14 protein-coding genes are annotated in these 20,422 nt (G+C 66.5%); 8 read left to right on the top strand and 6 right to left on the bottom strand.

What is annotated here, in order from left to right; translation table 11 throughout:
* Window positions 1-252: 252 nt before the first annotated feature.
* A complete protein-coding gene (locus ACFWI4_RS15480) occupies window positions 253-645 on the top strand; it encodes an SHOCT domain-containing protein (RefSeq protein WP_387195736.1) in 393 nt (130 codons plus the stop codon).
* A gap of 2,269 nt (window positions 646-2,914) precedes the next feature.
* Here the strand turns inward: ACFWI4_RS15480 and ACFWI4_RS15475 are convergent.
* Complete coding sequence (locus ACFWI4_RS15475) at window positions 2,915-3,757, bottom strand: gamma-glutamylcyclotransferase family protein (RefSeq protein WP_387195733.1); 843 nt, start codon at window positions 3,755-3,757, stop codon at window positions 2,915-2,917.
* Window positions 3,758-4,291: 534 nt separating this feature from the next.
* On the opposite strand from ACFWI4_RS15475, the gene ACFWI4_RS15470 reads away from it, so the two are divergent.
* From ACFWI4_RS15470 to ACFWI4_RS15460, 3 genes are all read left to right on the top strand, one after another.
* On the top strand, window positions 4,292-4,708 hold the full coding sequence (locus ACFWI4_RS15470) for an ankyrin repeat domain-containing protein (protein WP_387195730.1): 417 nt from the start codon (window positions 4,292-4,294) through the stop codon (window positions 4,706-4,708).
* A 464-nt stretch (window positions 4,709-5,172) separates the two neighbouring features.
* Window positions 5,173-8,031 carry a BTAD domain-containing putative transcriptional regulator gene (locus ACFWI4_RS15465; protein ID WP_387195727.1) on the top strand — a complete coding sequence of 953 codons (2,859 nt, stop codon included), beginning with the start codon at window positions 5,173-5,175 and terminating at the stop codon, window positions 8,029-8,031.
* A 246-nt stretch (window positions 8,032-8,277) separates the two neighbouring features.
* Window positions 8,278-8,715 (top strand): peptidoglycan-binding protein, encoded by a 438-nt coding sequence (locus tag ACFWI4_RS15460; protein ID WP_387195724.1) that lies wholly within the window; start codon window positions 8,278-8,280, stop codon window positions 8,713-8,715.
* Window positions 8,716-8,869: 154 nt separating this feature from the next.
* Here the strand turns inward: ACFWI4_RS15460 and ACFWI4_RS15455 are convergent, their stop codons facing one another.
* Window positions 8,870-9,238 carry a GNAT family N-acetyltransferase gene (locus ACFWI4_RS15455; protein ID WP_387195721.1) on the bottom strand — a complete coding sequence of 123 codons (369 nt, stop codon included), beginning with the start codon at window positions 9,236-9,238 and terminating at the stop codon, window positions 8,870-8,872.
* Window positions 9,239-9,439: 201 nt separating this feature from the next.
* Between ACFWI4_RS15455 and ACFWI4_RS15450 the strand changes: the two genes are divergently transcribed.
* Window positions 9,440-11,170 carry a RecQ family ATP-dependent DNA helicase gene (locus ACFWI4_RS15450; RefSeq protein ID WP_387195719.1) on the top strand — a complete coding sequence of 577 codons (1,731 nt, stop codon included), beginning with the start codon at window positions 9,440-9,442 and terminating at the stop codon, window positions 11,168-11,170.
* Between the two features lie 892 nt (window positions 11,171-12,062).
* Window positions 12,063-12,290 carry a hypothetical protein gene (locus ACFWI4_RS15445; RefSeq protein ID WP_387195716.1) on the top strand — a complete coding sequence of 76 codons (228 nt, stop codon included), beginning with the start codon at window positions 12,063-12,065 and terminating at the stop codon, window positions 12,288-12,290.
* A gap of 335 nt (window positions 12,291-12,625) precedes the next feature.
* On the opposite strand, the gene ACFWI4_RS15440 is transcribed toward ACFWI4_RS15445, so the two are convergent.
* From ACFWI4_RS15440 to ACFWI4_RS15425, 4 genes are all read right to left on the bottom strand, one after another.
* The gene (locus tag ACFWI4_RS15440) at window positions 12,626-13,018 is read right to left on the bottom strand and encodes a hypothetical protein (RefSeq protein ID WP_387195713.1); all 393 of its coding nucleotides are present in this window, start codon (window positions 13,016-13,018) and stop codon (window positions 12,626-12,628) included.
* A 14-nt stretch (window positions 13,019-13,032) separates the two neighbouring features.
* Window positions 13,033-13,980, bottom strand: coding sequence for an FHA domain-containing protein (locus ACFWI4_RS15435; RefSeq protein ID WP_387195711.1), 948 nt, complete (start codon window positions 13,978-13,980; stop codon window positions 13,033-13,035).
* Window positions 13,981-14,032: 52 nt separating this feature from the next.
* Window positions 14,033-16,663, bottom strand: coding sequence for a hypothetical protein (locus tag ACFWI4_RS15430; RefSeq protein WP_387195708.1), 2,631 nt, complete (start codon window positions 16,661-16,663; stop codon window positions 14,033-14,035).
* A gap of 563 nt (window positions 16,664-17,226) precedes the next feature.
* Window positions 17,227-17,760 carry a hypothetical protein gene (locus ACFWI4_RS15425; RefSeq protein WP_387195705.1) on the bottom strand — a complete coding sequence of 178 codons (534 nt, stop codon included), beginning with the start codon at window positions 17,758-17,760 and terminating at the stop codon, window positions 17,227-17,229.
* A gap of 1,911 nt (window positions 17,761-19,671) precedes the next feature.
* Between ACFWI4_RS15425 and ACFWI4_RS15420 the strand changes: the two genes are divergently transcribed.
* Window positions 19,672-20,025, top strand: coding sequence for a peptidoglycan-binding protein (locus ACFWI4_RS15420; protein WP_387195702.1), 354 nt, complete (start codon window positions 19,672-19,674; stop codon window positions 20,023-20,025).
* A gap of 41 nt (window positions 20,026-20,066) precedes the next feature.
* A complete protein-coding gene (locus ACFWI4_RS15415) occupies window positions 20,067-20,342 on the top strand; it encodes a hypothetical protein (RefSeq protein WP_387195699.1) in 276 nt (91 codons plus the stop codon).
* The last annotated feature ends 80 nt before the right edge of the window (window positions 20,343-20,422 follow it).

The raw sequence follows: 20,422 nt of genomic DNA, 5'->3' as shown, positions 1-20,422 counted from the left end.
CCCGCCGCACCCGCCGCCCGGTGTGGGGGGAGGACCGGGGGGGCCGGCGCCCCGCCGGGGGGGGCGGGGGGGGCCCGGGGGGGGGGGGGGGGGGGGGGGGGGGCCCCCCCCCCCCCCCACGCCTGTGTGTCCAGCCGTTGAGTTCGGCGGCACGCAGGCAAGGCTCTCGCGGCTGTGCTGCAGCACGCCGACCATGGGACTGTACGAGCTCCCGGCAGCGGGGTGTGCGATAGGACAAGAAGGCCGCCAGACGTGAGACGTTGGACAACTTCATATCCACCCCACTCTGTTCGCGATCGTCGGTTCCTGTGGATCCTCTGGTTCGTCCTGCTGTTCCGGGTCATCGGTGACATCTTTCGCGACGACGGTCTGAACGGGTGGGGCAAGGCCGGCTGGTGCGCTTTCGTCGTGATCCTGCCGTTCCTCGGCATCTTCGTGTACCTGATCGCGCGGGGCCGTGGCATGGGTGAACGCGAGGCCAGGCGCATCCAGAAAGGCCAGGCGGACATGGAGGCATACATCCGCGAAACTGCCGGGGCCTCCGGCAAGGCCGACGAACTGGCCAAACTTGCGGAACTCAAGAACGGCGGGCACCTGACGCCGCAAGAGTTCGAGCAGGCCAAGGCCAAGGTACTTGCCGACTGAGGACACTCCCGCTGGATGCGTTTGGATCGACCTCCTCCAGAGCCTCCACAGATCTCCCTTGGCATCGCGCTCTTGCGTGCGCTTCCCGCCGTGAATGGCGGTCCGTGATGGGCAGGTGCACCCTGGAAGCGTGTTCGCCATGTCGTGGGGCGCCGAGGGGATTGCTCAGGCCTGGTCCCAGTTCCAGGATGTGGAGACGGCTGCCGAACTCCTGTGTGACTCTGCCGAGCGCGCGGCCTTGTTCGGCGCTTCGCATCGTGACGTATCGGCATACACGGACGCGGCCCAAATGCTGGCGGAGGCCATGCGGTCCGAGGGGCGGGCGGCTCTGTCGGCGGGGCGAGACTGGCGACGGGAGAGCGGTCCGATGTGGGTTGCGCTGTTTCCGAGAACCTCGCCAGGTGGCTGAAGACCTGGCCATTGCGGGCATTCATCAGACGCCCGCGGCTTTCCCCTCGACCCCAGGGGCCTAGCGCCGCTCCAGAGCGTGGGGCGAGTGGTCGCCGCGGAGCGGGTAAGAGACATCAGACGGGGCGCCTTGGTAAGCATCGGATCCGTACCGTCGCCCGCTCGTTCCAAGGACCTTCTGTCTGTTTCGAGGGCCTGTGGCCGGGTGCCGCCTACCGGTCGGCGCGTAGTCGGGTGGTGGTGAGGAGGCCTGCGAGGGTGGCCATGGCGGCGGCGTCGGCGTGTTTGCTCAGGTCGGCGACGAGGATGGTTTGCCCAATGGTGGGCGGGGCCAGGAAGGCCCAGCAGCAGGCACTGGGCCGATCCGCGCACCCGTTTGGCTCGCGCGGACTTCGGGCTGTGACTCGTTGCTCACGACATGATGATTCAGGATGTATCGAGCATGCCCGGCGGCGCCCGACAAGCCCTAACCGCAGGATCTCCTACGCCCTACAGCAACGATCAAGCCCGGCTTGTGCTGCGGGGTCTGTTGGAAGATGCCCTCGCCCGCTTGCCGTTCCTGTATCCCACTACCCAGCAGGCTGGACACCCCAGATCCCAAGGGGGCGCGTACGCCACAGGGCCGGCTGATGGCCGGGAAGGTGTGAGGCGGCCCGGCATCTGAGGGTGAGCCGGCGCCCGGGCCGCAACGCCAGCTTGCATCGCAGAGAGCGCTGGCGCAGCGCGGATGCGGCACAGGGGTGAGGGCCCGAAGCGGCTCCCTTTAATGCTTCAGGCCTTCGATGGGCGCACAGCCTCAAGAGCGTCGATGTCCTGCGCGCCGATCCGCTCGATGCCAGGGGCGACGCGATGCACCGGCCCTCCTGCGTGCAGACGGGTGGGTTCGCGCCGGTGGTGACTGCCTGCTGGCGAGTCGCTGCCCGGGCGGCAAGAGGGCTGAGGGACGATCAGGCGTCATGTCGCCTCTCGCGCAAGGGCGGCTCTCCGCCGTGATGGTCAGCCACGGCAGGAACAGGCGGTCGTTTCTCCCAGGGCGGCCGCCTGCAAACCATCCCGCCACACCCCGCATCGCCTGTCCCAGGTGCCTTCGAGGGCAGACAGCAGACAGCGGGATCGCCTTCGCGGGAGCTGTCTGCCCACACGCCGGAAGGCATTACAGCGCGTTTCCCTCAAGAGTGCGGGGATGGCCCGGCGCGTGGAGCGGGGCTGCGTACCCCGCCCAGGGGAGTCGCGGGTACGTCTCTCCGCGGGGGCTGGTGCCGCCTGGCGGCCGCGGGCGTGGGCGTAGGGTGCAGGTGCCGTCCTTGCATGTCGCCGTCCCCCCGCGCGGATACTGCGAGTTGGCTTTGCCCGCGCCCGTTGTGTTTCGGGCACACGTCGTTGCTGCCGCGTCGGCCACCACCGCGACTGGGCAATGAGCGCGGCCGCACAGGACGGCCGCTGCAACTGTGTTCCTGAATGTGGTCAGGATCAGAAAAGCGATCAGGAACCGGCTGGCCGGACGGGCAGCCGACTGGGGCAGCGGTCATCAGGCTGTGACGGTTGCAGCCCCCTCGAAGTCGCACCTTCGATTGGCACGTATGGACGTGCGACCTGCGCGGGTGGTGACCAGGCGCTGTACTGCTCGGGGTTCGTGACCGGGATATGAGGGCTGTGGCCGCTTACGGGACGCTGGTCGTGCTGTTGGTCACCGCCGCGACGACCGGTGGTCCGCATCTCATCCGTGCGGACCCGCGGCAGGTCAGGATCGCCCGGTACGACAGTGCGACGGCCCACCCGGCCCGGGCGTTCTGGTTGTCCCCGGCACCGGGCCAGGCCGCGGTTACCAACGGTGTCGGCGTCCGACAACCGAACCCTCGCTTCACGCGGCACGTTCAATGAGCTGCCGCAACTGTCGAGCGAAATCCTCTAGACCGTTCTCCTCCGCCCCCGCCAACATCGTCTCCAAGTAGGACAAGGGGACTTCAGATGAGTTCTCTGGAGCAGTGATCACTGGAACGTGTGTATAGGCGTCCAAATGGACACCGTCTACTTTTACGCCTATGCGCTGGGGTCGGTAACCGCCGCGCTCAATATCATCCAGTCGCCGCTGATCCGAAGGCGTCATTTCATACACAACTCCAGTGACATATGAATTATCGGCGTCGGATCTCTGAATTCCAATCGCCAGACCATTCATGTGCGGCGCTGGAACGCAGAAGCCCCGCTTCCATCCGTAAAGATATCCAATTCCGGCCCGTCGGGCGCTGGGGCATCGCGTCTGCATCTGCCTACTCGAAATATTAGAGCCGTAGGCGAAATAAACTGGCGCCTGCGCGAGATTTCTAACGTTCTCGGCTGTCATCCTGTCGAGGCTCTGCGAGTATTCTTCAAACTGCCTCTGCAGGCTCACTGCAAGGGGTGAATTCCCGTGAAGGAAGATGGCAGCGCTACCCCTCTGTCTCGGCCCGCCAGCCACCACCTCGTGAGCCTCAAAAAGGAGCTGGATCACTGGAGATGCGCCATATGCGTCTATGACGGCCACATTGACAAGCTGAGGTTCTCCGTAATCCGCAAACATTCGAAGATTTTCCGGATATCGTTCAACGAGACCCGCGTAGGCATTCGCCCAGGCCTCATTAGTCCAGGAACTTAACTGAATGCGCGTTATTTCCACTCCGTTGCGCAAGGCTGTTTCCTCGGCCCTTATCAAGTCATTGATCACGCGCTCGTGTCGACTCCTTGAAAATCCCCGTCCTGACCGGTAAATGCAATCTTCAGCGTTTGCGACGCTCTTCGTGAGAGCCTTATAGAAGGCGTCCTCGCCTTCGGGCGTGGACAGGTCGAACGTATACCAATTGCGTGTGCGTATATCGGTATCCGGGTCGGGTTCTGTGCGGTGTCGACGACGCAGCTCTATCACCACGTAAAGGATTACGGCCGCCAGTCCAGCTAGAGCTCCGACCCCCTGCCAAACCGGGTTGGCCAAAATACCCTCACTCAAATGCTGCATCTGCCCCCCCAAGAGCACCGAGCGCTTGACCTGAGCCCATGTTCCCAGCCCCGTCCCTGTGGGCGCTAGACAGCGCCGCGGGTATACCTACGCTCCAGACGGCCTGCGCACCGTGGCGGCGTCAGCGGCTGGTTGCCAGGCACCGGCCAGTGGACTACTTGCTGAGGGGCGCTGACGATGGTGCACCTGTAGTTCGGTGACGAGCTGGCCCGACGGGCGGCCGTGCTGCTCGGAATGATGACGGGCATGACGGATGAGCATCAGGGCGGGGATCGTGCGGCCCGCCAGGACTGGATGCAACTGCACTTCGCCGCGGATGAGCAGGATGCGCCGGCTGTCAGTTCTCTCCTCGCGGCAGGTGTGGAGGTGGATGCACCCGACGGGCAGGGCAATACGCCCTTGTGGCTGACCGTGTTCACGTATCGAGGCGATGTCTGGGTGTTGTCGCTGCTGGCCAAGGCAGGTGCCGATCCGGACAACGCCAACTTTCATGGTGTAAGCCCGCAGTGTCTTGCCAGCTGGCGTATCGGCTCACATGCCGCGGTGTATCTCGGGGATGTCCTTCCCCCTAGTGCAATTCCAGATCAGGCAGCCTTGGCGGCCGTACTTCGTGAGGGTTCCGACGGACCATGGCGAACAGGACGTCAACCCGTCTTCGGGTGAGGCAGGGCAAGGCTTGGGTGTGGTGCCTGCCCTGGGCGATCTTCCTGTCGGGTGGTCGCCCAGGGCCGCGAACGTAGAGAGAAAGAAGGCCCGTTTAATCTGCTTTCCCCCTTCTGGAGGTTGCCGCTGCGGATTGAAGCCCCCGACTGCAGGTCGCTGGGGTGAGTACGGCGTAGGCGGCGAGGTCGCCGGCAGTCGCGAAGGCGTTGTCGTCGCCGACCCCGACCCCGGCTCAGGCCCTGACGCCGACTCCCGGCATGGACGTCCCAACCTTCGAAAGAGGGTGCGGCGCAAGGCCGTCACGAAAGTCCGGCGACGGTGACGTCCGTAGCCCGTCCCTACCGCACTTACACAACGACAGCTCGCGTGATCCACAGTCAATCCACCGTGGATCATTGCCTGTGCCGCGGATCATCGCGGGTGGGGGCGGCGTGCTGCTGCTGGGAACATGCTGAGGAGCGGTAGTGGCGACGAAGTTCGGGGTACTGGGCGAACTGACCCTTCAACTGGAGGAACAACCGCTCACGATCCAGGGGAAGAAGGCCGGAGCGCTGCTGGCCGTGCTGCTCCTTCGCCGTGACCTCCCCTTGACCGCAGATCAGTTGATCGATGTGTTGTGGGGGCGAACTCCGCCCCGGACGGCCAACGCATCGCTGCACAACCACCTCGCCCGGCTGCGTGCGCTGCTCGGTCCGCAGCGGGAGCGGCTGGTCCACTGTCACGGCGGGTACCGGCTGGAGCTTCGTGCCGGCGAGCTCGACGCCGAGGTCTTCACGGCCCGGCTCGCACAGGCGCGGGCCGCCCATGCGGACGGCCGCTGGGAGGCCGTGCACGCCGGGACCACCGCTGCCCTTGGTCTGTGGCGAGGCCGGCCTCTACCGGAGTTCCCACAGCTCCACGATGGTCCGGCCGTCGCTCACCTGGCCGAACTTCACCTGAACGCGGTGGAACTGCACGTCGAGGCACGCATCCACCTCGGACGTCATCACGACATCGTCGGGGATCTCACGCAACGCACGGCGGAGCACCCGTTGCGGGAGTCGTTCCACCGACAACTCATGACGGTGTTGCACCGTGAGGACCGGGCCGCCGAAGCCATCGCCGTCTACCACGACCTGCGCCGACGGCTCGCCGACGAACTCGGCATCGACCCTTCCCCCGCCACCCAGAAGTGCTTCCAGGAGATCCTCGACTCTCCCGGCCCCGGCTCTCCTGCCGCCACCGGCACCACCCGGACACCCCGGACAAAAGTGCAGCGGCCGGTGACGGCGCCGGAGCCCGCGCAATCACCAAGGCCGACATCGGCGGCGCCGTTCCAGACGCCGCGCGACATCGGCGACTTCACCGGCAGAACAAACGAACTGGCCACTCTGCTTGCCGCGTTGCGCGAGCGGGCGACGGCTCCGCCCACCATCGCACTCGTCTCCGGAATGGGCGGGGTCGGAAAGACGACCCTTGTCCTGCGCGCAGCGCATCTGTGCCACGAGGACTTCCCCGACGGGCAGTTGTACGCGGACCTTCGTGGCTTCGGGACCGGTACACCACGCGCCGCCCACGACCTGCTGGCCCGCTTCCTCGCCGACCTCGGAGTGTCGCCACGGCTGATCCCCGACGACACCGACGACCGGGCCGCCCTCTACCGGACAACGCTCGCCGGGCGGCGCGTGCTGCTGATCCTCGACAACGCCCGCCACGTGGAGCAGGTCATCCCTCTTCTGCCGGGCGCCGGTCCCAGTGCGGTCGTCGTGACCAGCAGGCACGCCCTTGCCGGGCTCCCAGGGACTTCACGCGTCACCCTCGCACCGCTCGACAGAGCGGAACAGGAGACCCTGCTGGCGTCCATCTGCGGCACCCAACTGGTACGTGCGGACCCGTCGGCGGCCGACCGTGTGCTCGACGCCTGTGCCGGACTCCCGCTCGCCCTGCGCATCGTGGGGGTCCGTCTCGCCCAGCACGGCGGCCACTCGATGGCGGGAACCGCCGACCGGCTCGCGCGCACGGGACAGCGTCTGAACGCGCTCAGCGTCGACCACCTGGACATCCGCAATGTCTTCATGCTGAGCTACCGGGCCCTGCCCGGCCCTGACGGAGCGCGGCACCGTGATGCCGCCAGAGCCTTTCGCCACCTAGGGTTGTGGCCCTCGCACCCGTTCTCGGTCGAGGCCGCCTCCGCCCTGCTGAACCAGCCGCTCGAGCACACCATGGATCTGCTCGACCTGCTGGTGAGCGCGCATCTGCTCCAGAACCCCTACCCTGGCGTCTACCGGTTCCACGACCTGCTCGGTGAGTTCGCCGCCGAACGCGCCCGCGCCGAGGAGTCCCCCGCGGACGCCGAGGCCGCCCTGCTTCGCCTGCTCCACTGGTACCGCGACGCGACCGAGCACGCCGAGCGGGCCAGCGGCATCGGCCGCGCCAGGCTGGCCGTCGACACCACCTCGGCCCTGCCCCTGTCACTGCCGGAGTTCACGGACGGTCAGCAGGCACTCCAGTGGGTGTCCAATGAGCTGCCCGCTGTGACGGCCGCCGTTCAGCTTGCCGCGAGCAGCTCGCGGCCCGAACTCGCCTGGCACACCGCGGCCTCCCTCTTCGCATGGATCCAGGGGAACTGGTGGACCAAGGAGTGGGAGGAGCCCGTCGCCGTGGCACTGGCCGCCGCGGAGCGCGAGTCCGACCTGAGCGGCCAGGCCGAAATGCACAACCTGTTGGGCATGGCACACGGTTCGGCGCACCGCAACGACCTCAGCCTCCACCACCTGCGCGCGGCGCTCGCGTTGTACGAGCAGACGGGAGAGACGGAACGTCAGGTCTCGACCCTCGCCAACATCTCCAACGCGTGTTCGCAGGCAGGCCGGCCGGACGAGGCCCGGATTGCCATCGAGGGAGCCATCCGCCTCGCGGACGAGTCCGGGCTGCCCAGTGCGCGCTTCGAGCACACGCTGGGTACGGTCCTGCTCAAGTTGGGTGACACCCATGGCGCGGCGGTGGTCTACCGGCGCGCGCTGGACTTCTGGCGTAAGGAAGGACAGGTGCTCTTCATCCATATCTGCCTGGTCAGCCTAGGTGACACCCTGCGGGCTCTCGGCGAGCGCGACGAATCCCTCGCCTTGCTCGAAGAAGGGCTTCGGATAGCCCGGAAGGAGAATCATGAATTCTCCACCGCCGACGCATTGGAGGCACTCGGGCGCGCGCACTTCCACTTCGGTGACCGTCAACAGGCCGGCGTGCACTGGCGAGAGGCCCTATCTATCGCTGAACGGCACGACCTGCAAAGGGTGGTCATCGACTGTCGCACGGGACTGGAATTGCTTGAAGGTGGCCGATGACCCGCCTCGCCCGATCGGCCGCCCGGGTGCCATCAGATCGGCCAACGGTCCGCTGCGGGCTCGTCCTCCCTGCGTTGGCGGGTCGTTAATCAAGCGTTGGCCCCTCCTGTTGTGATCGTTCCAGGCCTCCCCGACAGACACATGGTGTCCGGGGCGTGCATCTGTCGCTTAGCGACGATGTCGTAGGTCTCGCATTCCGGGCCGCTGGAACCACGGCCCGTAGCAAGCACATTCGGGGAGAGACACGTGAGCGCGAAGAGCAGGATCGCCCAGAGCATGGCGGCGGCTACCGTCCTCTGCACGGCCCTGGTGGGCCTCGGCGGCACCGCCCAGGCCAGCACCGGCGCACCGACCATCGGCGACGGCTACGCCAACAACACCCACGCCGTGTGGTGCGTCCAGGAGAGCCTGAACTACTTCCAGACGTACTGGAACCAGCAGTACAAGTGGGGTCCGGCGATCCCGACGCTGGCCCAGGACGGCGTCTGGGGCGCGAAGACCAAGCAGGCCGTGATGTATTTCCAGCAGGCCATGAACCACGCCGGCCCCAACCTCGATGTCGACGGCTACGTCGGCCAGCAGACCGGCAACTCCATCGTGGCCTTCGGCGACCCCTACTACACCGGAGGCGCCACGAACAGCGGCGCCTACTGCTTCCAGTACCTGCCCACCCTCTACAACTGATGACGGGGGTCCTCCGGTCAGCCGCGAGGACCACGTCAGGCGAGGGACAACCGGCCCTGATTCTCGGCCGAGCTGCTGACGAACGACTCCGCGAGGTCGTGGCCAGGGCGAACATCGCATAGCAGCTGCCCACCCCTCTCCGACCGGAGATCCGTCAGCCTGCCGAGGGCGCGCCTTGCTCCTTGTTCAGCAAGGTTCCGCGCGGCCGGAAGCCAGTCGAAGAGTAGAAGCGAACGGCTTCTTTGTTCGGCGCGAAGATGCCGGCATAGATGATCAAGAAACCGCGCTTCGGGGCGGCCTTTTCCGCCGCTGTCAGCAAGGCCGCCCCGACGCCCTTGTCGCGATGCCCGTCCAGGACGACGGTGTGGATCTCGGCCGCGCGGCGGGGAGCCAGGATCTGATGGTCCGGGGGATCCGCCAACAGAACTACCTCCACCATGCCCACCACCTCGGCGACCAAGATCAGCACTTTGGACTCGGCTGCAAGCACCTCCTGGAAACGCACTGCCTCGACGTCGGGCACGCGGTAGATGGCCGGATCGAGTGGGACGTGCCTTTCAGCATTCGCGAGACGCAGGCGAACAAGCGGGAGGCCCGGTCTCCCGCCGACGGCCGGGGAACCGCACCTTCCAAGGAACCGCAACTCTTCCCGAGCGGACCGTTTCCCGTCCCTTTCGGGGGTACACGAGCGCCGAACTCACCGGAGAACGGCGTCAGGAGTGCCATGCGTGCCAAGGTCGGATACTTCAAGACCAAGTCACTCAGGAGACGTCTGCGCCGCTGCGCCCGCGAGGTGTTCGGCTGGGAGCGACTGCGCCCCTCCCAGCTCGACGCCATGACAGCCGTGATGGAGGGACGCGACACCATCGTGGTGATGCCGACCGGCGCCGGGAAGTCCGCCGTGTACCAGGTGCCGGGGGTGCTGCTGAAGGGGCCGACCGTCGTGGTCTCGCCCCTGATCGCCCTCCAGCGGGACCAGGTCGCCCATCTCGCCCGCATCGAGGGATCCGATGCCTCGGCCGTCAACTCCGCCCAGCGCCCGCGGGACAACGAGGCGGTGTGGGAGCGCGTACGCGAAGGCCGCCTGGACTTCCTGTTCGTCTCGCCCGAGCAGCTCGCCAAGGACGAGGTGGTGGAGCAGATCGCCGCGGCCGGCCCCGCGTTGATGGTGGTCGACGAGGCGCACTGCGTGTCCACGTGGGGATACGACTTCCGGCCCGACTATTTGTCCCTGTGCCATGTCCGCGAACGCATCGGCCGGCCTCCCCTCCTGGCCCTCACCGCCAGCGCGGCGGCCCCCGTGCGGGCCGACATCGTGGAGCGCCTCGGCATGCGCGAGACGCACCAGGTGGTCGCGGGGTTCGACCGCCGCAACATCACTCTGGAGGTCGTACGGCACCGGGAGAACGCGGGCAAGCGCCGGTGGGTGGTGGAGCGGGCCGCGGCCGAGGCCAAACCGGGCATCGTCTACGCGGGAACACGACGGGAGGCGGAGGAGTACGCCCGGGAGCTGTCGGCGCTCGGATTTGACAGCGCCGCCTATCACGCGGGGCTGGCGGCGGCCGAGCGCTCCCGCACGCACGATCGCTTCCGGGACGGCGAACTCGACGTGGTCGTCGCCACCTCCGCGTTCGGCATGGGTATCGACAAGCCGAACATCCGCTTCGTGCTGCACGCGTCGGTGCCCGGTTCCCTCGACACGTACTACCAGGAGATCGGCCGGGCGGGCCGCGACGGAGAGGCGTCGACGGCGATCCTCGCCTACCGGCCCGAGGACCTCGGCGTGCAGCGGTTCCGGACGGGCACACCCCCCGACCCGGAGGTACTGGGCGGGCTGATCGACGCGGTGCGCGAGCACCCGGAACCGGTCACGGCGACCGGTCTGCGCGAACGGACCGGGCTGTCTCCGACCCCGCTGACGTCGATGCTGCACCTGCTGGAGGAGGCCGGAGCCGTGACGACGCGCAAGCGCGGTGCCATCGCGGGCGTCCCCGGGGCGCGGCGGGACGCCTGCGTCCGCGAGGCGGTGCGGATCGCCTCCGCCCGTGTCGATCTGGAGCGTTCCCGGGTGGAGATGATGCGGGCGTACGCCGAGACGAACGGCTGCCGCCGCAGGCACATGCTCGGATACTTCGGCCAGAGCCTGGCGGAAGGCGACTGCGCGGGCTGCGACACCTGCGCCCGTATAAAGGAGTTGAAGGAGGCCCCCCTGCGGACGGAGGACATCCTGTCCGGTACGGGTCCTGAGCCGCTCGGGCCCGTGGCGTCCGACGGCGCCTTCCCGCCCGGGACACGGGTGGGACACAGGACGTGGGGCGAGGGCGAGGTGATGAGCGAGGAGGGGAACAGGATCACCGTCCTGTTCGAGAGCGTGGGCTATCGCACCCTGTCCCTCCCCGCCGTCCAGGCGCGGGGCCTGCTGACACCGGTACCGTCGACCGCGACGAGGAACTGACCGCTGAGGAGACAGCCGCCCCCGCCGGCAGGCGCGCGATGCCGACACCATGCCTGCCACAACCGGCAACGGGACGCCCGGCACGCTGCGGCATCATCGCCTGAGGCCGGGGCCCGGCGCGTACTCCCGGGAGCCCGTAAGCCCTTCCTCACCCCTTCAGCCCGAGCCAGAAACTGATGGCTGAAGCGAGTACGCCGCCTGCCACCATGACTACGAACTGCCTGACCTCGGGCCAGGTGATGAACTGCTGCTTGAACTTCTTCACCAGTGGTTTCCTTTTCTCTAAGTACCGTCGCTGTATGCCGCAGGAAGATCACCCCGGAGGGTGGTCCGCCCGAGCTGTCCCGACGGATTAGCTTGAGAAAGGGCCTGGCGAGACACTACCGCCCAGACCGCAGCACCGTACGCCGATCACAATGGCCCAGCACCTGTAACGGATCTCCAACTCGGCCCGTCTATGCGGTGACGCACCCGAGGGACGGTCGGAGACATCCCTCGGGCGCCGACCAATTTCCCGACCCGATCCGTACGGGAGCAGCGCCATGGGAATGGAGATCGAGCTCGTCGGCGGAGCCTGCGACGGCCGCCACGTGACCATCTGCGATGACCCCACGACCTCGACCCCGTACGTTGCAAAGTGCGCCTCGAACACTCCAGCGCCGCTTCGTCGCGGCGACGGGCAGTACCGCGGGCCCTCCGGGTATCCAGGGCCCATGAACGACAGGAGCGAGGCCCCGAGCTCGGACCCCGGCGGGGACTGGGCTTTCCTTCCCGGCAGCCGGACCTATCCCGCCCCTACTCGCGCAATTCCAACGCTGGCGGGCGCGATGGCTTCAACGGCGGGGATTGGGCATCCGGCATTCTTGGCGCGCTGATCGGGTCGGGAGCCGTGTTGGCAGCGGCGGTGAAGTACGGGTTCGACGTGGCAAAGACCCCGCTGACCGAGCGCGGCAAGACCCGCCGGGAGCAGCTGCGCCAGGACGGCCAGACCGAGCGCGCGCGGATCGCAGCGGGAAGCACCTCGCCCGCACCCGCGGAGCCTGACGGCGACGGGCCGCTGGAGGACGACGCGGCTGCGCCCGGGGGACGCCGCCTGACCAGCGTGCGGCGGCAGATGTAGCGCTGGGACGGCTCCAGCCCACCCCGCCTCCGCACGGAGCGCTGAACTCAGGCGAGGCGAAGGCGACTCTGCCAGCCGAAGATGGGCAAGCATCCGGGCGGTTCTCCCGTAAGGCGGGCAGCATCGGTGAGAGCGCGCCTTACGGGCGGCACGAGGCCCAGGATTGCCGTTGCACTCCCAGCTGGCCACGTCGGCCGAAATGCTGGCCGTCGCCTCTCGCCGACGGAGCCAGCAGACATGACCCACGCACTGCTCAGCAACGAACCCTCCCACCGCACCCGCCTGCGCTGAGTGGCGGGCGCTCATCACAGTCGGTCATGCGGTGCTTGGCTTTGTTAGCCTGCGATAGCCTGCAAGATCGGCTGGCCGAGTGCGCCGAGCCAGCCCGCGAGCGCTCCGAGCGGCCCGATCAGCCCGGTGCTGGCCGTGGCCAGCGCACCCGCCGAGGACAGCAGACGGGTAATCCGGCCGAGCCGGCCCGCCACTGCCTCCCGGTCCGGCTCCGGCCGGGCGACCTCCTCATCCAGCGAGTCCAGCTCGGCCCGCACCTCGGGCTCGATCGCTGGCGGCAGCGTCGTTCGCTCGATCGACGCCCTCAGTTCTTGGAGCAGGTCGCGCACCTCCTGCCCGCCTGCCGTGAAGGCGGCCGACTGAGCACCGTGAACGGTCTGGTTCCCGGCGACGTTGTTGACCACGCCGCCCTGCTGGTTGCCGATGTTGAAGGCCATGGCTTCCTGTCTCCTCACCGCTGCCAGGACGCCTGCCGCTCGGCATCCTCGAAGTGGCGGCGCCGGGATGTCGTGACGATGTGCAGAACGATTCCGACGACCATCAGAACTGTCCCGATAGCAGCCATCACGAACCCGACCGCCCCAATCGGTACCCCGGCCACCTTCGGTCCGAGCAGCTCCGGGGAGGAGCTGCTCGGATTCCCCGACGAAATATCGTCGTTGGTCCTGGTAATGAATCGGATGATCCCCCAGCCGTAGATCCCGCCCCCGACCAGAAAGAGCAGGAAACCGAGAATGATCAGGTGCCGTGCCCTGGTACGTGTCGCGGCGATCTCCTTGAAAAAGCTCTCGCGCTGCGCCTGCTGAACGTAGTTGTACTGGTCACCGGCGACGTTGCTCAGCTGGTCGGCTTGCTGCTCCCCGATGTCGAATCGTCGCTCGCCGCCGGGCGGCGTACAGCCGGCCTCGCGCGGTACCGGGCGGCCCGGGGGGCGGGAGGGCGGCGGTCCTGCGGCGGGGGCGCCGTGAGGCGTAGACCCGGGCCCAGAGGCGGGGCCCCAGCCCGGCATGGTGTCCGAGATGCCGCCCAGGGGGCCGTCGGCTCCGGGCTTCGGGGCCTGAACGGTCCGGTCGGCGGGGCGTAGCTCTTCGTAGTGCACTTCGAAGGGCCCAAAGTCCAGCACGTCGCCCGAGTGCAGCACCTGCTGGCCGAGCACCGGGTGACCGTTCAGCATGGTGCCGTTGGTGGAGGCGAGATCCTCGACGGTGGTCCGGCCCGAGGCCCGCCACACCACCGCGTGCCGCCGGCTGACGCCCGGATCGCGCACCTGGATCTGGCAGTCGGAATCCCGCCCGACCAGCATCGGCTGGTCGTCGAGGACGTAGACCCGGCCGCGCAGCCGGTCTGGACGGTCGACCACGAATTTCGGCAGGCTACGTTCTCGCAGAGGTGGGTGCATGGCACGACCTCCTGTCTTGGCGAAGCTTCCGGTCTCGGACGAAATGATTCGGTCAACCGTGGAGGAACTGGTATCCGATCCACACTTGGATTCGTGTCAACCCGCTCAGATTCAGTCCTGTGTCGAACTGCTCTTGCGGGATTGTCAACTGCCAGCTTCCACCCACACCTCGTCCCCAGAACGCCAGCGATTTGGGTGCGTCGAGGGGCGGTTCATCGCCAAATGCTTCATCAGGCAGTTGCAGCGGCGTTGTCTTGGCGTCGCGAGTGCTGACCTTGGGCAGCAACCACTGGGTCGTAACGCTCTTGTCAAGCCGACGCTGCTGATACTTCCCGCCGTGGTGCACCTCGCACGAGATCGCACCTTCGGGATGAGACGCTCCGACGAGCGCCAAACGGACGCAGTTGATCTTCGCGTCGAAGCGGTCGGCCGGTATGTCGGCGACTGCGTCGATCGTAAAAGTAGCCCGGTGCAGCGACTGCAACTCAGCCACCTGCGGATCGGCGGGGCTGAACGATCGCCTGATCCAGTCCCGATCCAGCGATCCGTCGAAGTACTGGGTATAGTCGGCCTGCAGTTCGCCCAGGGTGAGTATCTTTTCCCACGACGAGGTGAGCTCCTTCGCGAGCCTGACTTCGTCGATCCCATTCTCCTTCTCGTAGTAATCGGTCCCGAGGTCGGTGCAGATCCGGCCAGCATCGATGGGAAAGTGAGCGTCCTGGTTCCTCAGCGTGTAGATCTCGACCGACCGCTTCGCCCGGAAAGCGAGGCCCAGCAAGGCGTCGGCCTTCGACTGAGCGGTGTAGATGGCCGACAGCCCCGTTTGCTTGAGCGCCTCCGCATCCAGAACTTGTTTGTGCTGCAGGGCATCCGCTTGTGTGGCAGCGTTCTGCGCGAGAGCCAACCGAGCGGTGGCCGCATCGACGCGCTGGCGGGCGAGCACAGCGCGGTTGCGGGCTAGCAATAGTTCGTGAGTGAGCTCGGTGCCGCGCCTGATCAGAGCCACATGCGGTGAATTCTGGGCCGTTGTGACCTCAGCGAGCCTCTGCGCGACGGTGCCGAAGTTGACGATCGTGCGCGCACTGCCGATGACAGCAGAAGCATCCTGATCAACCGCCTTGTACGCATTTTTGATCGTCGTCAGATCGGCGTCGTCACCGCACAGGAGTGCCTGGGCGATCGGCGCTGTGCTGTCGAACACGGTGTCCGCAAGCAGCATGAGGTCCGGTGCCAAGGCAGCCAAGCTTGCACCGGCGGTCGGGACTGCAGCCGCCACGCTCAAGATCGCGCCACCGACCTCGGCGATCGTTTTGACGAACCCACCGAAGGAGATTTCGGGCGGGTGTGGCTGCTGCTGCGCCTCGACGATTGCCCTGCTGATGGCGGTGGTCGCCTGGGCCAACTGAGTTTGTGCGTAATCGACATCGCTGTCGGCCTGCGTCTGCTCTGTCTTGGCGATGCCCAAGGTGCGGTCGGCGTCCTCACGCGCTGCGGCCGCCTCGAGCGACAGCTGACCGGCGACCTCGGCCAGACTATCGATCCCCTTGGCCGTGTTGAGCTCGCTGATGCCTATTTCAAGAAACGGCAGAACAAGGGGCAGAAAGCGCGTGAATGCCTCGGTGTACTTGTCGAAGTTGGGCACCACATCCATGTCGGGTGGCAGACCCAGCACATTGGCGCCTCCACCGACCCACACCGCGCCGGGTGTCGGGGCGAAGCCGACGAGCTGGCGCTGCAGGCGGATCGCATCGGCGTTGTCGGGTTGCAGCTCCAGTGCCCGCTGGAACTCGACCGCCGCGAGGGCTCCGTACTTGGCATGATCCGGCACACCCGATTCGCCCAGGTGATGCAAGCACTCGGCAGCGTCCGGCACACCCGAGTTGTACAGGCGGTAGAAGTGCTCGCCGACTGCGATGCGGTAAGGGGCCCAGTAGTTCGCGAATGGCCAACCGGTGCTGTTGAGCAATGGTCGAAGACCGGCGACGTAGTCGGCTTCGTCAAGGGTGGTGAAGTTGACCTGACCATCGGCGCCCCAAGGGCCATCCACTCCGGGATCCCCCTCCACCGACCCTTCGCTGTAGGGGCCCTGTGCGGCTGCCCCGCCAGGGCCCCCTGGACCGCCCGCACCGCCGGCGGCCGAGAGATCCGGTGGTGTCGCAGCTTCGTCTTGGATGCAGGTGAACGTGATCGACCCGCCAACGCCGCCCGGTCCGCCCGGTCCGCCCGAACCGCCGTTGGTGGGATCAGCGCCCGGGATGTCCACAGCGGGATGATAGACGTCGCGGGTCTCCCCTGTTACTGGGTCTGTGACGGTCTCCCAGTATTCGTCGCTGTGGTAACTGGCTGTCCCCGGCGAGCCGTCTGCCCCGGCCGCCCCGGGAGTCCCGTATCCGCCGGAGGCATCCACCCGTGCGTTGATCGACCGCCGGCACATCACCGTGACCGAGCCGCCGGGCCCGCCTCTGCTCGTAGCCCTGGCGTCGATCATCCCATTCGTGCCGTCGTAGACATCGGCGATGATGATCACTTGATTTGTGGTTACCGGCAGATCACACCCGACCTTGTGCTTCACTACGCGCCCGATCAGGAACACCGGCCCGATGCTCGGGCGTGTGCAGAATTCCTTGAAATCCTCTGTGATCGTTACCACGTCACGTATGTAGGGATAGTAGTCGGGAAGCATGCGGCGCTCCTCGCCAATAGATTCATCCGAGGTAGATGCAGGGCGAGCTTCTCGGAGCAAGTGCGGTAGTCCATGCCTTAAGTGCTAGAGAGACAACACCTTGCATGATGACAACGCGATGGCCTGCTCTTTTCTGGTTGTCACACAACGGTAATGATCGGCCGAAGCGGTTCGAGTAGAACCGCGGCGACGAGGGCGAATGCGGGACAACTCCCAGCCCTGAAATGCCGATTGCCAGGTTCGATGCACCGGCGGCACTGTGGCCCTGGCCATGCCCCGAACGGGGTTACCCCGCTCGGTGGGCACGAGCGCCCGGGCTTGCCAAGTTTCTGTGACACTTCCAGTGTGTGCCCGGGTGGCCAAGCCTTCCAGTTGAGCGTATACATGATCACCTTCTGCTGGTCGCCCTGCACGGTCAGAGTGGTGATGGTCAGCACGAGACCGAATCGCATGAGACAGCTCTCCAGCGCTGCATCGATCCGGGCCTTGTCAATATCTGCGGCGGCGCACGCCATCAAGCTCCCAACTCCCGGACCGGCCCCGGCGTAGGTGGCTGCTTCGATCTAGTTGGTGGCCTCGCCCTCGCCCTCGGCGTAGGCGAACACGACCGCGCGCTCGGCCGGGCCGAGGCCGCGCGGCACGGTGCCGAGCCGTCGTTGTCGAGCCTTGCCCGCTGTGTGCGCGAGCAGGTCGACGCGCGCTGAACGCCTCGGTTGCCCGGTGCCCATGCCGAGTCCGGTGAGGGAGACTACAAAGCGGTTACGGTCGGCCGGTTCGGCGACGATCAACGCGACAGCCCGATGCGGTCGAGCCTGATCGGTCCGGTCGGGACGCTGCCATCCGATGGGCAGGCCAGCGCCCACGGCCATCAGATGCTCGGAGTTCGCGAGGACCACCAAGACGTCGTTGCCTTTGGACTCAACCAGCAGCAACTCGACCTCGATCATGGCGGCGGTGCCCGCGTGCCGGGCGTCGGCGTGCAGTCCGAGGACGACGGTGGGGGAGTCGGCCGGCCCGGAGCATGCAAGGGACAGGGCGATGCCTCCGTGCGGGCCGACGGCGAGAGGATGCCGGGGCACCCCGGGGTGGTGCGTCATCCTCGGGGTCCGGTTGGAGCAGCGTGTCCAGTGCGCCGAGCAGTGTGATTCGTTCGTCGGGATCGGAGATCCGGGTACGTACGTGGGCGAGCGGATCGGCGAAGAAGCCCTCGTCGTGTTGACCGTTGCGGACCAGGCCGACTGCGCTCGCGACGGCGAGGACCTCGTCATCGAGGCCGTCGGCGCCAATCATGCCGCGCCCCGGTGCCGTGGCAGCCGGAACTGGGCCACCGTGAGATGGCCGTTGCCGATTCCGAGACCGGTGACGGTCGCGCGAGCGGCATTTGCGGCGCGCGTGAGCAGGGCCGCCCGGACGGTGCCCTGTACGAGTGTTCCCCAGCGTCCTGCAAGAAGCGGCGCCCCGCTGGGCAGTTTCTCGGTTGCGACGACGAGCGCGGGCGGCTCGCCGGTCCAGCGAGTGCGAAGAGCACGTCCACGTTCCCGCGGCCGGTCTCGGTGCACTCCAGGGGGACGGTGACTGCGAGCGCACCGTCATGGACGGTCACCGTCGTATCGGTGGCGTGGACGACGACCTCGTCCACGCCGTCGGACCAGACGGCGCGGGGGTGACCGCCGCCCAGCAGGGCGTTGCAGCCCGTCGGCCAGCTTGTCTCCGTGCAGCGCGGTGGTGCTGTGCGGGGCCATGGGGCACCTTCCCTGGCGCGTGCATCACCTGCGTGCACCCTTATGGTCGTATGGTTATCCGAAACCAACTGGGATCTGCCGAGGCTTAGTTCACCGAACCGTGTGCCCGGCTGGGCTTGTTTGGTCTCCGCGGTTGCGAGAGCAGCTTGACCCTCGGTCAGGACGTTCTGCCGATAGCCCAGGGTGCCCGTTAACCGCATTAGGCAAGATCCAAACGTTTCTGAGTTCCTGTTCGATCGAGTCTGGTCCTCCGCCCGGTCGACGGCCTCCGGGAACCGCCCACAGCCAGGTCGATCCCGGTCCCTGCAGCCACCGGTCGACGTCTTGGCTGGTTCCCGACAGTCGTGCCTGGGCCATGCCGTTGCCGGTGTCCTCGGCCAGGTGCTGCGGCGGGAGGAGCGCCCTCACAAGGGCGGGCTCGGAGACTGCCCTTGGGGAGCGAGCCCATGGAACCCGGACCCGTTGACACCGGGAACCACGAGATCATTGGGTCGTGTCAGCGGCCGCCTCCTCGCCACCCGTTCAGGGCACTGTGGGAAGACGTCCGTCAGAACACGCTGTCAATCGAAAGGGCTGATGGAAGCAGCGGCCTACCTGCAGGACGAGAATGCGTTGCTTGCCACTCGGTATAGCGGCAAGCCGTCTGTCCAGGAGGGGTGTTGACTAAACCGCATTTTTCCGGAGGCGGCTTGTCCTTCGTCCAGTGCGGCGATCGCGCGGGCCGTCACACCCAACCGCCGTCAGGGTGCAACTGGTTTGAGGGCCTCGGTCTCCCACACCGCTGTTGGCAGTAGACGCCATTTCGTTTGGCGTGATCTTCCGGTAGTCCGGATTGGTTCAGCGGGTGATGCCGGACGGTTTGTGGGAGTTGTTCGAGCGACTCAGGATCCGGTGTCTCGTGTGTCCAAGATCAGGGGGCAAGGCGCCTGTTACGAATTCTTACCACGGTCCGTGGGTCTGCCGCCCGGAGGTAGCGGCTTTGAGCTCCGTCACGGCTCGCCCGGAACGATCCAACTCCACCTACCCCACATCATACCGAAGTCAACAATCACCTCACCGTATAGGACAGGGCTTAAAAATTTGCGACATTCGGAGGTTGAATCGGTAATTTCCTTTGGTGGCCTGATTAGTGCTCGGGGTTAATGAGCCGTCGCCGTAGATCGGCGTTACGGTTGAGTGTAGGGGGAGCAACTCCGGGGGGCTGTAACCGGATCGGAATGCAGGAATCGTGCCACCGCATTCATCAGGTGAACACCGGAGGAACCCATGACGACACCGATCGAGCAAGGCGCAGAAGGTCCCGCGGTAGTCGGAGTGCAAGTAGCCCTGAACGCGTTGGGGGTCTTCAGCGGTGAAGTGAACGGAATTTTCGATCAAGCCACGGCTGATGCCGTGACGCAGTTCCAATCTGGGCTCGGTCTCCCGGCCACGGGCGTCGTGGACTCGGACACCTTGTCGGCACTCGGCAGCCAACCGTTCCAGCCGGAAGAGAGGACGCAACTGCCTGGAGATGAGTTCCCGGCCCTCGCGCGCGTCGTGAACAGTGGAGGCGACGCGGACGTGTACCTCGACTCACTGGGTATTGACTCGTCCGGTCTCAGCGACGATGGCAAGGTGTAGCAGCCGATTCCACAACCGCATGCAAACACAAGGGAGTTACCATGCCTTGCCTGGCCAATAAAATAGCCGTCGGTGCATCCGTCGCTGGTATGGGGCTGACTGCGGTTGTCGCAGTCGGCGGTACCCCGACCGTTGCGATATCGGCGGCTGCGCTCGCCGCTCTGGGCATACAGTTCGTCGGCTACTGCGTGGCAGTGATGTCGCTTGCTGCGTGCATGGATGACAACGACCGGCATCAAGACGCCGAGACGCTGCGGCGGGAGATCGATGAACTGAAGCGTGAAATGCAGAAGCTCCAGCCCGCGCTCGTTCCTTGAGCTCTTGCAGAGCCACTGATCGGGTGACGATTTCGCCGTCTGCAACGGACAAGGCTCCTGTGCCGTTGAGGGCAGGGCCC

Origin of the sequence: Streptomyces sp. NPDC127038 (genome assembly GCF_042725875.1) — a bacterium.
In the GTDB taxonomy this organism is placed as follows: domain Bacteria; phylum Actinomycetota; class Actinomycetes; order Streptomycetales; family Streptomycetaceae; genus Streptomyces.
Note: the sequence above shows the minus strand (reverse complement) of the source record. Positions and strands in the feature narration are given on the sequence as shown.

Coding starts and splice junctions, on each gene's coding strand:
- ACFWI4_RS15470 (WP_387195730.1), top strand. CDS start 4,292: ATGACGGATGAGCATCAGGGCGGGGATCGTGCGGCCCGCCAGGACTGG.
- ACFWI4_RS15450 (WP_387195719.1), top strand. CDS start 9,440: ATGCGTGCCAAGGTCGGATACTTCAAGACCAAGTCACTCAGGAGACGT.
- ACFWI4_RS15440 (WP_387195713.1), bottom strand. CDS start 13,018: ATGGCCTTCAACATCGGCAACCAGCAGGGCGGCGTGGTCAACAACGTC.
- ACFWI4_RS15435 (WP_387195711.1), bottom strand. CDS start 13,980: ATGCACCCACCTCTGCGAGAACGTAGCCTGCCGAAATTCGTGGTCGAC.
- ACFWI4_RS15430 (WP_387195708.1), bottom strand. CDS start 16,663: ATGCTTCCCGACTACTATCCCTACATACGTGACGTGGTAACGATCACA.
- ACFWI4_RS15425 (WP_387195705.1), bottom strand. CDS start 17,760: ATGACGCACCACCCCGGGGTGCCCCGGCATCCTCTCGCCGTCGGCCCG.
- ACFWI4_RS15420 (WP_387195702.1), top strand. CDS start 19,672: ATGACGACACCGATCGAGCAAGGCGCAGAAGGTCCCGCGGTAGTCGGA.
- ACFWI4_RS15415 (WP_387195699.1), top strand. CDS start 20,067: ATGCCTTGCCTGGCCAATAAAATAGCCGTCGGTGCATCCGTCGCTGGT.